Annotated in this window: 11 protein-coding genes; 1 reads left to right on the top strand and 10 read right to left on the bottom strand. The window is 69.8% G+C overall.

Annotated features, from left to right (window positions below; genetic code table 11):
* Positions 1-19: 19 nt before the first annotated feature.
* The 10 genes from ACFYYR_RS25405 to ACFYYR_RS25450 form a co-directional block, all read right to left on the bottom strand.
* Positions 20-742, bottom strand: coding sequence for a bifunctional 4-hydroxy-2-oxoglutarate aldolase/2-dehydro-3-deoxy-phosphogluconate aldolase (locus ACFYYR_RS25405; RefSeq protein WP_388857882.1), 723 nt, complete (start codon positions 740-742; stop codon positions 20-22).
* Positions 739-1,518: an SDR family oxidoreductase gene (locus ACFYYR_RS25410; RefSeq protein ID WP_388857885.1), complete on the bottom strand. Its 780-nt coding sequence runs from the start codon at positions 1,516-1,518 to the stop codon at positions 739-741. The genes ACFYYR_RS25405 and ACFYYR_RS25410 overlap by 4 nt, the downstream gene beginning before the upstream one ends.
* Positions 1,515-2,555 (bottom strand): zinc-binding dehydrogenase, encoded by a 1,041-nt coding sequence (locus ACFYYR_RS25415; protein ID WP_388857888.1) that lies wholly within the window; start codon positions 2,553-2,555, stop codon positions 1,515-1,517. The genes ACFYYR_RS25410 and ACFYYR_RS25415 overlap by 4 nt, the downstream gene beginning before the upstream one ends.
* Before the next feature lie 13 nt (positions 2,556-2,568).
* Positions 2,569-3,417: an amidohydrolase family protein gene (locus ACFYYR_RS25420; protein WP_388857891.1), complete on the bottom strand. Its 849-nt coding sequence runs from the start codon at positions 3,415-3,417 to the stop codon at positions 2,569-2,571.
* Positions 3,414-4,361 carry an aldo/keto reductase gene (locus ACFYYR_RS25425; RefSeq protein WP_388857894.1) on the bottom strand — a complete coding sequence of 316 codons (948 nt, stop codon included), beginning with the start codon at positions 4,359-4,361 and terminating at the stop codon, positions 3,414-3,416. Before ACFYYR_RS25425 ends, ACFYYR_RS25420 begins: the two co-directional genes overlap by 4 nt.
* 58 nt (positions 4,362-4,419) lie before the next feature.
* A complete protein-coding gene (locus tag ACFYYR_RS25430; RefSeq protein WP_388858185.1) occupies positions 4,420-6,588 on the bottom strand; it encodes an alpha-L-fucosidase in 2,169 nt (722 codons plus the stop codon).
* Between the two features lie 127 nt (positions 6,589-6,715).
* Positions 6,716-7,741 carry an ABC transporter permease gene (locus tag ACFYYR_RS25435; RefSeq protein ID WP_388857897.1) on the bottom strand — a complete coding sequence of 342 codons (1,026 nt, stop codon included), beginning with the start codon at positions 7,739-7,741 and terminating at the stop codon, positions 6,716-6,718.
* Complete coding sequence (locus tag ACFYYR_RS25440; protein ID WP_388857900.1) at positions 7,734-9,251, bottom strand: sugar ABC transporter ATP-binding protein; 1,518 nt, start codon at positions 9,249-9,251, stop codon at positions 7,734-7,736. The genes ACFYYR_RS25435 and ACFYYR_RS25440 overlap by 8 nt, the downstream gene beginning before the upstream one ends.
* A gap of 38 nt (positions 9,252-9,289) precedes the next feature.
* A complete protein-coding gene (locus ACFYYR_RS25445) occupies positions 9,290-10,342 on the bottom strand; it encodes a sugar ABC transporter substrate-binding protein (RefSeq protein WP_388857903.1) in 1,053 nt (350 codons plus the stop codon).
* A complete protein-coding gene (locus tag ACFYYR_RS25450; RefSeq protein ID WP_388857906.1) occupies positions 10,339-11,682 on the bottom strand; it encodes an enolase C-terminal domain-like protein in 1,344 nt (447 codons plus the stop codon). Before ACFYYR_RS25450 ends, ACFYYR_RS25445 begins: the two co-directional genes overlap by 4 nt.
* Positions 11,683-11,962: 280 nt before the next feature.
* On the opposite strand from ACFYYR_RS25450, the gene ACFYYR_RS25455 reads away from it, so the two are divergent.
* Positions 11,963-12,661: a FadR/GntR family transcriptional regulator gene (locus ACFYYR_RS25455; RefSeq protein WP_388857909.1), complete on the top strand. Its 699-nt coding sequence runs from the start codon at positions 11,963-11,965 to the stop codon at positions 12,659-12,661.
* Positions 12,662-12,885 lie beyond the last annotated feature (224 nt).

Here is a 12,885-nt window from a genome sequence, read left to right on the forward strand (position 1 = left end):
CCAGCCTCCTGACGGGCCGTCACTCCACTCCCCCATAGGCCCGGCAGACCGCCACGGCGGCCACTGTGTGCACGGCGAGGTGGTGGATCTCGTCCCAGCAGCCGTTGGCGATCAGGCGCCGCGGGACGGGCCATGTACCGCCGACCGCGAGGACGGCCGGGTCCCTCAGATACTCCCGGAGGGTCCCGAGGCCGATCCCGCCGGTCGGGAGAAAATGCATGTCCGGGAAGGGAGCTGCGAGGGCGCGCAGGCCGATGTACCCGCCCGCAGCTGCGGCGGGGAAGAACTTGACCACCCGCAGCCCGGCCCGCCGGGCCCGCTGGACCTCGGTACCGGTGACCGCTCCGGGGATGGCGAGCGCCCCGGCGTTGCGGCAGCGTTCGACCACCTCCCCGTCGTAGCCCGGCGAGACCAGGAACCGCGCCCCGTCGGTCAGGCATCCGTCGGCCTGGTCGGCGTCGAGTACGGTGCCGGCCCCCACCAGCAGCCCGTCACAGCGGGACAGCGCACGGAGCGCCGCCGGCGCCGCGGGGGTGCGCAGCGTGACCTCGACACAGGGCAGCCCTGCGTCCAGCAGGACGTCGCCCAGCGGCGCGGCCAGCTCGGCGTCGTCGATGACCACGACGGGCAGCACCCCGGCTGCCCGGATCGACCGCAGAACGGGATCCGCGTCCGTACTCGGCGAGAACGGCACAGCCCGGTCGCCGGTCTCCGCCGCCGGCGGGCGGGGTACGGCGCTCACCGGCCGAGCCAGCCGCCGTCGACGGGCAGCAGCGCGCCGTGGACGTAGTCGGAGGCCGCCGAGGCGAGGAAGACCGCGGCACCGGCGAGGTCCTCGGGCTTCGCCCAGCGGCCGGCCGGGATGCGGTCGAGGACGGCCGGGCCGCGGTCCGGATCCTCCCACAGAGCCCGGGTGTTGTCGGTGGTCACATAGCCGGGGACGAGAGCGTTGACGTTGACGCCCCGGCCGGCCCACTCATTGGCCAGAGCCCGTGTCAGTCCGGCGATTCCGGACTTGGCGGCCGCATAGCCGGGCACCGTGACCCCTCCTTGGTAGCTGAGCACCGAGGCGGTGAAGACGATCTTGCCGGAGCCGCGCTCGATCATCCGACGGCCGATCTCGCGGCTGAGAACGAACTGGCTGCTGAGATCGACGGCCAGCACACGGTCCCAGTCCGCGTCGGTGTGCTCGGCAGCGGGGGCCCGGGCGATGGTGCCGGCGTTGTTCATCAGGATGTCCACCGGCCGGTCGAGGGAGGCGAGTTCGGCGGCCAGGGCAAGGACGGCGGCGCGGTCGGCGAAGTCGGCGCGGAACGCCCGGAACGTGCGGCCGTGGCCGGTGACACGCTCCTCCACCTCGCTGCCGGAGGGTTCCATCCCTGCGCTGACGGCGATGATGTCGGCGCCGGCGGCAGCCAGTCCGTCGGCGATGGCCAGGCCCAGTCCCCGGCGAGCGCCGGTGACGACTGCGAGCCTGCCGGTCAGGTCGAACAGGCTCCGGTACTCCGTGAGAGTCATGACCTGCCGCTCCCTGCAGTGTTCTGGCAGTCGATCAGTACCTTCATCACTCCGTCACCCGAGTCGAGGGCGGAGAACGCCTCCTGGACCCGGTGGAGCGGTTCGATCCGCGAGATCAGAGCCTCCGCGGGAATGTGCCCGGCGCCGAGTAACCGGACCGCTGCCTCGAAGTCCGTGCGCTGGTACAACCGTGCTCCGATCAGGGTCAGTTCCCGCCAGAAGAAGCGGTGCAGGTCGATCTCGCGCGGGGTCGGATGGATGGCCACCATCACCAGCCGGCCGCGGACCGCCATGCAGGCGACGGCTGCCGCCACCCCCGGGGCGGCGCCGGACACCTCGAACGCGATCGGGACTCCCGCGCCACCGGTCCACTCCGTCACCACCGTCGCGACATCGGTGTGCACCGGGTCGATCGTGGCCAGCCCCAGCTCTTCGGCGACCGCCCGGCGATGAGCGTCGGGTTCGGAGACCCTCACCTCGGCACCGGCCCGTCGGGCGACGGTGGCAATCAGGAGGCCGACCGGGCCACCGCCCACCACGAGCGCCTTCTCCCCGGCCCGCACCCCCGCTCGGTGCACGTCGTGCACCGCGACGGCCGTGGGCTCCAGCAGAGCGGCGTGATCGAGGCGCAGCCCGTCGGGCAGACCCACCAGCAGCTCGGCAGGAACCGTCCAGCTGGTCTGCATCGAGCCGTCGGAGTCGACGCCGATGAAGTTCATCCGGTGGCAGACGTGGTGATGACCCGCGCGGCAGGCGGGGCAGTCATCGCAGACGCCGAGGGGCATCACGGTGACCGGGTCTCCGGGCCGCCAGCCGTCGACGTCCGCGCCGAGTTCCGCCACCCGCCCCGACATCTCGTGTCCCAGTACGGCGGGCGGCCGGACCCGGTCGTCCATCGCGCCGTGGAAGACATGGAGGTCGGTACCGCAGATGCCGGTGTACGCGACCTCGATCCGGACGTGGCCCGGAGGCGGCGCCAGGGGGCGAACAGGTTGGACTCGCACGGTCCTGCCGCCGGTATAGGTGGCCTGATGCATCACATACCTCGCTTCAGTGGCGGGAGGGCACTCGGTAGATCCGGGCAGCGTTTCCGCCGAGCACTGCGGCGGTCTCCTCCGCCGAGCACCCGGTGAGCGCGGAGCGGACGAGGTCGAGCCAGGCGCCGTATGCGGTGTTCAGGGTCAGCACCGGCCAGTCGCTGCCGAACAGGCAGCGGTGCGGGCCGAACAGCTCGACCGCGGCGCAAAGGAAGGCGCGCAGCTCCCGGGGCCCGGATGAACCCGACCCCTGCGTGGCCGGGCCGGAGAGTTTGCAGACCACGTTCGGCCGGTCCGCCAGCCGGCGGAGTGCCCGGTACCAGCGGCCGGTCCCGAACCCGGCCGGCTCCGGCTTGCCGAGGTGGTCCAGCACGATGACGGTCTGCGGGCAGGCGGCGACCAGCACATCCAGCTGGGGCAGTTGGTGCTCCCGGACACAGGCGTCGAAGGGCAGCCCCGCTTCGCCGAGCAGGCCGACCCCGGCGCGCAGCTGCGGGTCGGCGGTGAAGCCGGGGGGCTCGTCCTGGAGGAGGCGGCGCACGCCGAGGACGAACGGGTCCTCGGCGAGCCGGGGTATCTCCGCGTGTGCGGAGGGCCCTCGCTCCAGCGAGAGATGAGCGACCATGCCGCGAATCTCGGGACGGGAGCGGGCCAGCTCACGGACCCATGCGACCTCCGCGGCCGCCTGCTCGGGCTCCCGGCCGGCCTCCACCACAATGACACCGACGGGCACACCGGCGGCGGCGTCCAGCTCCCTGGGGCCGAAGGGCCGGTCGAGTGCGGGGTGGTACCCCAGCCAGGGGTAACGGAAGCGGTGCGGATCCCACAGGTGCACGTGGGAGTCCAGAAGGGGAAGCGTCATGCCCGCCCCCGCTTTGCCCGTAGGGCCGCGCGCCCGCTCGTCCAGCCACGGTCACGGACGGGCTCGAGGCAGGCCTCGACCCGGATCAGCAGTTCCCGGTCCATCGGTTCGGCGACCCAGGCCACGTTGCGCCGGACCTCATCCGGCTCATGGGTGCCGACGAGCGTGGTGGCGGCGTGGGTGGTGGAGACGGAGAACTGAAGGGCCAGCTTGGCCAGGTCGACGCCGGCCGCGCGGCAGAGCTCGGCCGCCGCCGCGCAGCGCTCGTGCAGTTCGGCCGAACCGGGGTGCCAGTCGGGAGCACCTCGCGCGGTCAGGGCACCCATGGCGAGCGGAGAAGCGTTGATCACCCCCGTGCCGTAGGTGGCGAACCGATTCTTCCATCCGGCCAGCCGCCGGTCGTGCAAGGTGTGACGGCAGTACGAGAGGACGGAGTCGACCGGGGTCCTGGCGGCCACATAGCCGAGCACGGGCAACGGGTAGCCGGTGATGCCCACGTACCGGACGAGCCCCTCCTGCTGGAGTTCGCGCAGTGCCGGGACGGTCTCCTCGACGATCCGGTCGAGCGAGCCGAATTCGATGTCATGACACTGGATCAGATCGAGGTGATCGGTGCCCAGCCTGTCGAGGCTCTCGGTGACGCTTCCTTTGACCCGTTCGGCGCTGAAGTCGAATTCGGCTGCGCCGTACCGGCCGACCTTGGTGGCCAGAAGGTAGTGGTCGCGGTCGACCCCGCGCAGAGCGCGGCCGAGTGCGGTCTCGGCGGTAGTGGCCCCGTAGTACGGGGAGACATCGAAAAAGTTGATGCCGTGATCGAGTGCGGCATGAACGGCGTCGATGCCTTCCTGTTCGGCGAAGACACCATAGACCGAGCCGAGTGGTGCGGCGCCGAAGCTCAGTTCGGAGACGGTCAGGGCGGTCCGGCCCAGCCGGTTGTATCGCATGAGGGAGTCCCTGGGAGAGCAGAACGGGCGGGTCGGGGGGCCGAGCCGGGGGCCGTCCCTAGAGAGCGGTCAAGGTCCACTGCAGGTTGGGACTGGTGTTGAGCTTCCACTCCTTGACGGGGGCACCGGGCCTGACCGAGCCGCCGCTGTCGAGAACCAGACCGGTTGCCTTGTTGGCGATGTTGAAGGCGCCCTGGCCGCGGTCGGTGATCCGCCACTGCTGGCCGGCGGTGTCGCCGCGGGCGGTCAGTTGTGCCGTACCGCCGTTGTCGGTGACGCCCGCGCCGTCGATCACCAGGCCATGGGTGCGATTGACCAGCAGATAGTGGCCGGTGCCGAGTTCGACGGCCTGCCACTGGAGGTTGGGGCTGCTGTTCGGAGTCCACTGCTTGAGCGGGGAACCCGACGGCACACGGCCGCCACCGTCGAGGACGAGGCCGTTGGTCACGTTGGTGAACCGGAACCAGGTGGCCGGGTCGAGGGTGACCTTGAGGGAGGTGATCCTGTCATTGGCACCGGCGGTGCGCAGGTCCGGGGTGTCGGTCGTGAAGGTCCAGGAGGTGCCGGTGAGACGGTCACCGGAGTAGCCGGTCACCCGGAAGCCCACGGGCAGCCGGAGGGAAGAGATGCTGTGCGCGGCCAGGCCTGCCGCCTTCAGCTGTGCCGAGGTGTAGCTGCCGAGCAGCAGCCGGGCTCGGTTGCCCGCATAACCGACATCGGAGTAGGCGGTGACCTGGTGGTGTGAGCGGAGCGGGGGTATCGGGCCGTCGAAGGCGAGCTTGAGGACGTAGGCCTGGGCGCCGAACGGTGCGGTCCGGGGCAGGGGCACATGCAGCCCGACGGCGTCCTGGGTCCAGCCGTCCACGTCGGTGGAGTCGCCCGCGCCGGGGCCGAGGAGCCGGACGGAGGAGAGCGTCGACAGATCGAGCCGGCTGCCGGCGAGGGTGGTGCTGGTCAGTGTGGTGGCCGGCCAGCCGAGCACGGTTGCATAGAGCACGGTGCCGGCCTTGTTGCGGGTGAAGCGGACGTCCTTGGCAGTGCCGGCCTTGGGGTGGGTGAACGCGCCCCCGCCCATCTTGGTCGGACCCTCGCCATAAGCCTCCCAGGCGCGGGTGTCGTAGATCGACTCACCGAAGCGTCCGAGGTGGTCACCGATGCCGAGCAGCACGTCGCGCTGAGCCTCGGGGATGGTCCCGTCCGCCGTCGGTGCGATGTTCAGCAGCATGTTGCCGTTCTTGCTGACCCGGTCGATCAGCGCGTGCAGCATCTGCTGAAGTGTGTAGTAGCGGATGCCTTCGGTGTGGCACCAGCTGGAACTGCTGACGCTGTCGTCGGTGAGCCAGTACGGGGTGCGGATGTCGGCGGGGCCGCCGCGCTCGAAGTCGAAGACCTCGCCCTTGTCGTTGTAGCCGTCCTTGTAGGTGGCGACCACGTCCTTCCCCCACGCCTCGGCCTGGTTGTAGTAGTAGGAGAGGAAGTTGAGGTTCTGCTGTTCGTCGACTTCGTCGAGATTGAAGTCCTGATAGAGGATGTCGGGTCTGGCCTGGTCGACGACCTCCTTGAGCTTGTCGTACCAGAGCTGGTTCGCGGCGGTGGTGTCGAGCTGGCCGTAGAGCTTTCGCAGGCTGGGGTCGGACTGGGCGGGCACCGGGTGGTAGTAGCCCGTGAAGTTGTAGGCGTGGTGCAGGGCCACCAGAAGCTTGAGGCCCTGGCCGCGGATGGCGTCGTGGAAGATTTGCAGCAGGTCGAGCCTGGGCCCCCTGGCGGCCGAATTCCATTCGTTGACCTTGCTGTCCCACATGGAGAACCCGTCGTGGTGCTCGGCGACGGGTCCGGCGAAGCGGGCCCCGGCAGCCTTGAACAGCCGCGCCCACGCGTCGGGGTCAAACCGTCCGCCGTCGGAGACCAGCTTGGGGGCGAACTGGACGAAGGTGCCGGACTTGTCCCGTCCGCCGTCGATGAAGGTGTGGTACGGCCAGGCGCCGGGCGTGCCGTAGGTGGCGATGTGGTGCTTGTTGGCACCGCTGTTGGCGAGGTGCATATTGCGCGGGTACCACTCGCTGCCGTACGCGGGGACGCTGAAGACGCCCCAGTGGAAGTAGATGCCGAATTTGGCGTCCTGGAACCACTCGGGGGCCGGGGTGTGGCGGTCGACCGACGGCCAGGTGGGGGTGTAGCTCCCGGAAGCGGCCGCGGCGGCCGACCGGGCTCCGGGCGTGCCGAGCATCGCCGCGGTGGCGGCCGCTCCGGTCGAGGCGGTGAGGAAGGTTCGGCGGGAGAGGGGCAAGGTGACCAGATCCTTCGGGTGAGAGAAGGTGTCGAGCCGGTCCGTACCGGGGTGGTCGTGCTCTGCCTCAGTCCTGTACACGCCCCCCGGTGATCCGGGAGAGCACGAGGGCGACCAGGATGATCAGGCCGTTGAGCGCGCCGGTCCACTGGGCCGGGACGCCGCCGAGGGTGAGGACGTTCTGGATCAGGAAGAGCAGCAGGATGCCGGTGAACGCGCCGAACACGCTGCCCTTGCCGCCGTTCAGACCGACCCCTCCGATGACGGCGGCGGCGAATACGGTGAAGATCGCGCCGCTGCCCTGGGCTGCGGCGACCGAGGCGAGGCGCCCCGAGAGGAGCAGCCCGCTCAGCGCGGCCAGCCCGCCGGCGACGGTCAGCACGATCCACAGCACGCGGTCGGTCCGGATTCCGGCCGCCTTCGCCGCGTCCGCATTGCCACCGATGGCATAGAGCGAGCGGCCCGCACCGGTCCAGCCGAGCACCACGATGCCCGCGGCGAACAGCGCCACGCAGATCCACACCGAGGCGGGTACGCCGAACCACTGGGCAGTGCCCGGGTACAGCATGGAGCCGGGCAGCTGGAAGAAGGTCTCCCCGCCGGACAGCCCGGTCAAGGTGCCGCGCAGAACGATCAGCATGCCCAGGGTGACGATGAAGCCGTTGAGGCCGCAGCGGACGATGAGCAGGGCGTTGACGGCACCGATCAGCAGGCCGACCGCAAGGGTCACCGGGATCGCCCAGGCCCCGGGCAGCACGCCCAGGCCGTGCCCGGGGCCCGCCGCGACGGTCAGCCAGGCGGCCACGCCGGGGGCGAGACCCATGGTGGACTCCAGCGAGAGGTCCATCTTCCGGACGATCAGCACCAGCGTCTCGGCCAGCACCAGGACCGCGGTCTCGGACATGGTCTGCACCACGTTGAGGAGGTTGTCGCGGTTGAGGAACACCGGGTTGACGAGCTGTCCGACGACGCAGATCACGAGGATCGCCGGAATCAGGGCGAGGTCGCGCAGCCGGGCCAGGGCGACCCTGTCCCGGTGCGGTGAGGGGACGCGGCGTACCGCGAGCCGCTCGTCGGCCGCCGCTTCAGGCATCGAGGTTCACTCCTTCCATGGCCGCCACGAGCTCGTGGTCCTGCCAGTCACGGGCCAGCTCATTGACCATGCGCCCCTGGAACATCACCAGCACCCGGTCGCAGCGGCGCAGGTCGTCGAGCTCGTCGGAGGCGATCACCGCACCGGCCCCGGAGCCCGCCGTCTCCTCGACCTTGTCGAGGAGGAATTCCTTCGAGCGGACATCGACTCCTGCCGTGGGATTGATCAGCACCAGCAGTCGCGGGCCGTCGGCCAGCGCGCGGGCGGTGACCACCTTCTGCTGGTTGCCCCCGGACAGACCCTCCACCGGCAGCTCCGGTCCGGGGGCCTTGATCGCCAGATTGTCGATCATGGTCCGGGCGAAGGCGTCACGGCGTCGGTGGCTGAGGAATCCCGCGCGCCCGATCCGCTGGGGAACGGTGAGCGTGACGTTGTCGGCAATCGACATGCCGGGGACAAAACCCTGGTGGTGACGGTCCTGCGGGACGAATCCGACACCGGCCGCGAGGGCGGCGGTCACACTGCCGGGGGCCGGCCGCCGGCCGGCGATCTCGACCACGCCTGCGTCGGCGAACCGCAGTCCGGCAATGGTCTCGGCGAGTTCGGTTCGTCCGCTGCTCGCCGCTCCCGCCAGCCCGACGATCTCCCCCGCGCCCACCGCACAGCTCACCTCCCGGAAGCGGTCCGCCAGGCTGAGGCCGGTCACGGTCAGCACCGGTTCGCGGTCCCCGTGCGGCGCCCGGGATCTGCGGGGCCTGCCGGTGGCTCGCGTGGCCTCACCGGTCATCGCGGCGACCAGCTCGGGGCGGGGCAGCTGTGCCACTGGGGCGGTCACGATGTGCCGCGCGTCCCGGAAGACCGTTACGCGGTCGCAGAGGTCGTACACCTCCTGCAGGTGATGACTGATGAACAGGAAGGTGACACCCCGGCTCCGGAGGTCCCGGATCCGCTGGAACAGACGGCGGATCGCCGCGCCGTCGAGCCGCGCCGTCGGCTCGTCCAGCACGATGAACCGGGCGCCGAACGACAGTGCCCGCGCGATCTCCACGAACTGCCGTCGTTCCACGTCCAGTTCGGAGGCCGGTGAGGACGCGTCGACCTCCACCGACCATTCGGCCAGCAGCGCCTGCGCATCCCTGATCAGCCGGCGCCGGCTGATCAGTCCGCTCCGTCCCCGTGGGTACCGGTTGAGGTGGAGGTTCTCCGCAACGCTCAGCTCGGGGATGATCGTCGGCTTCTGGTAGACACAGGCCACCCGTCGCCGCCAGGCGTCCCGGTCGCCCAGGCCCGGCGCACGCTCCCCGGCGAAGGTGACGGTGCCTTCGTCCGGAGCCTGCAGCCCGGTCAGGATGGAGACCAGCGTGGATTTTCCCGCTCCGTTGCGGCCGACCAGTGCATGGGTCTCGCCCGGTGCGACGGTGATGCGGACGTCGTGCAGGGCCACGGTCGGCCCGTACCGCTTGTGTATGCGCGCCGCCTGTACGACAGGGGCCGGTGCAGCGCCGGTCATGTGTCACCGCCTTGGGTGAAGGGTGGCGCCGGATGCGGTCAGCGGGAGTGGTTGCCCCACAGCCCTGGGTCGGTGCTCTTCACGCTGGTGACTCCGTCGTGGGTGCCGCCGTCTCTGGTGACCAGCGGGGCCTCGAGCTGGTCCTCCAGTACCCCGGGGCGTACCTGGACGATCCTGCTGCGGTGGCGGGTCGCGCCGGGCCGGAACGTTCGGCCCGCGATCGCCGCCTTGATGTAGAAGAGCGCGTACCGGGCGTACTGGTCGGCCGGTTGCGAGACGGTGGCGTCGATCCTGCCGGCGGCGATGTCCTTGAGCTCCTCGCCGATGCCGTCATTGGAGACGACGAAGACATGACGCGGGTCGGCAGGCGGGTGGAGCAGGCCCTTGCGCCGCAGGACTTGGAGGGTTCCGGAGAGTGCGAAGCTGGACTGCATGTAGACACCGCCGATGTCCGGATGGGCGGTGAGATCGGTCTGAAGCTTCTGCGCAGCGACGGAGGGATCCCAGTGAGTGGCCTCGCCGATCACCCGGATGCGGGGGTAGTGCTCGGCCATGCAGTCGTTGAACGCCTCGGTGCGGTCACGACCGTTGATGGACGACAGGTCTCCCTCCAGCATGACGACTTTGCCTCTGCCACGGAGCTTGGTGCCCAGGTACCGGCAGGCCTTGGTGCCGTAGGCACGGTTGTCGGCGCGCACCACCATGAACACCTTCCCGCTGTCCGGACGAGTGTCGACCGTGACCACGGGGACCTTTCCGGCCGTCAGCCGGTTGAGGCCGGGTGCAATGGCCGCGGTGTCCTGGGGGGCCATCACCACCCCCTTGACGCCTTGGCTGATCATCGTCTGCACGTTGGCGGTGAGCGAGGCGACGCCGTCCTGTGAGGTGGTGGTTCTCAGTTCGAGGCCGAGTTTCTCGGCCGATCTCGAAGTGTGCCGGTTGAAGGAGTTCCAGAAGTCGGTGTCGGAGCGCGGGTAGTCGATTCCGACGAGTGGGGCGGCTGTTGCCCCTCCGGTGGATCCGGTGCCGCCGCAGGAGCTCAGCAGCAGGCCGGCCGCCGCGACGGCGACGGGAAGGGCTCTGAGTCTCACGCTCCCTCCATCGAGGAGTGGCGGGACGATGCCGAGCGGCCGTCCGCGTTCGAGGCCCAGACAGGCCCTTCGGGGTAGCGGTGGTCGGCCTCCGACGCGGGGTGCAGCCGGGCTCCGAGCCCGGGCTCCTCGGGGGCGAGGTAGTGTCCCCGGCGGATACGGACCGGCGCGGTGAAATGCCGGTGCAGGTGGTCGACGTACTCGATCGTCCGGTCCTCTGTGGTGCCGCTGACCGCGACGTAGTCGAACATCGCCAGGTGCTGGACCATCTCGCACAGTCCCACACCGCCCGCGTGAGGGCAGACGGGAATGCCGAACTTGGCGGCAAGCAGGAGGATGGCGACGTTCTCGGTGACGCCGGCAACCCGGCTGGCGTCGAGCTGCAGAATGTCGATCGCCCCGGCCTGCAGGAACTGTTTGACCATCACCTGGTTGTGACAGTGCTCGCCGGTGGCCACCTTGACCGGGGCCATCGCTCGCCGGATCTCGGCATGGCCGAGGATGTCGTCCGGTGAGGTGGGCTCCTCGATCCAGTACGGGTCGAAGGGCTTGAACGGCTCCAGCCGGGCGATCGCCCGGGGGACGCCCCACACCTGATTGGCGTCGATGGCGATGCGCACACCGGTGCCGACCGTTTCGCGGACCAGTCGGAGGCGCCGCAGGTCGTCCGCCGGGTCGCCGCCGACCTTCAACTTGAGCTGGGTGAAGCCCTCCGCCACGGCCTTCTTGGCCAGCCGCACGAGTTTCTCGTCGGTGTAGCCGAGCCAGCCGGGCGTGGTGGTGTACGCCGGATAGCCGTGCTCGCGCAGGTGTTTCCGCCGCTCGGCGCGACCGGGCTCGGCATCGCGCAGGATCCTCAGTGCCTCGTCCTCGGTCAGCGCGTCCCGCAGGTAGCGGAAGTCCACGAGAGCGACCAGCTGTTCGGGACTCATCTCGGCGAGCAGCCGCCAGACCGGCTTTCCCTCGCGCCGCCCGTACAGGTCCCACACCGCATTGACGACGGCGGCGGCTGCCATGTGGATGACGCCCTTCTCGGGGCCGAGCCAGCGGAGCTGGCTGTCGCCGGTCAGCCGCCGGGTGAAAGCGCCCAGGTCGGCGAGGACCTCATCGAGCGGCAGCCCGACCACCAGCCGGGCCAGCGCCCGTACAGCGGACACCTGCACCTCATTGCCCCGGCCCACGGTGAACGCCAGTCCGTAGCCCTCGTCGCCGGCGCTGGTCCGGACCGTCACATAGGTGGCCGAGTAGTCCGGTTCAGGGTTCATGGCGTCGGAACCGTCGAGCTCACGGGAGGTGGGGAAACGGAGGTCGGCCGCTTCGACCACAGTGATCCGGTTCATTCCTTCGACCCTTCGGGGGGCAGGACACATCGTGTCTACGGGAATGTCGCCTCAGGGGGCACGCAAGGGCCCTCGACATGGGATGGATTCTTGGGCGACATCCCCTCGACTGTCCAGACCTCGTGTCGCCTTCGGTCATTCGAAGGCTCAAAATGGGCCACGGCGCACAGTGCAACCACTCGACCTTGGCGACCGATCCCCTTGCACAGACCATGGACATGGGATGACTCGTGAGTAGGCTTGTCGGCACTCTCCGCACCAGACACCTCAAGGGGCCGCGATGTCATTGACCGACAAGGCCATTGCCCGGATCAGGGAGCTCATCCTCTCCGGGGAACTGGCTCCGGGCGCCAAGCTGCCCTCCGAGCAGCAGCTCGCCGCGGATCTCGGCCTGTCCAGAAACCTGATGCGCGAAGCCGTCAAGGCCCTGGTGGTGTCCCGGGTACTGGAGATCCGGCGGGGGGACGGCACCTATGTGACCAGTCTCGAGCCAGGACTGCTGCTGGAGGGCCTGGGCGCCGCGGTCGAACTGCTGCAGGGCGACACCCTGCTGGAGCTGACCGAGGTGCGACGGCTCTTCGAACCGGTCGCCACCGCTGTGGCGGCCCAGCGGATCAGCACCACCGAACTGCTGGAAGTGGAGCGGCATCTGGATGCGATGCGGGCATGGAAGGACGACCCGGAACAGCTGAACGTGCATGACGCCGCCTTCCACCGCGCCGTGCTGGCGGCCACCGGCAACCAGACCCTCACCACCCTGCTGGAAGGGATCTCCGGCCGCACCCTGCGCAGCCGGATCTGGCGAGGCCTGGTGGACGACGACGTCGCCGAGCGGACACTGCGCGAGCACGAAACGATCTTCGAGGCACTGCTGGCCCGGGACGCGCCACTGGCGCAGGCCGCGGCCCTGCTGCACGTCACCACCACCGAGCGGTGGCTGCGCGAGCACCTGCTCGGGAGCGTGACGCACGAGGAGTGACAGGCACTACGGAGGGGCCGTCCCGGGCCACACCGCACCCACGAGGTAAATAGCAGGCAAAGCGGCAGGATGTCCGCGTGCCTCGAAGGTCCTCCCTCATGGCACCCGCAACCGATGGGAGAGCCGGCCGGCGTGAGAGTACCCACATCCGCCTGCCGCGAGCCGCGTGATGAACACCTGGTGTGTTCCCTTCGAGGATGAGGTGACCCGATCACTGTTCCGAC

The organism is Streptomyces sp. NPDC001922, from assembly GCF_042891165.1.
In the GTDB taxonomy this organism is placed as follows: Bacteria; Actinomycetota; Actinomycetes; order Streptomycetales; family Streptomycetaceae; genus Streptomyces.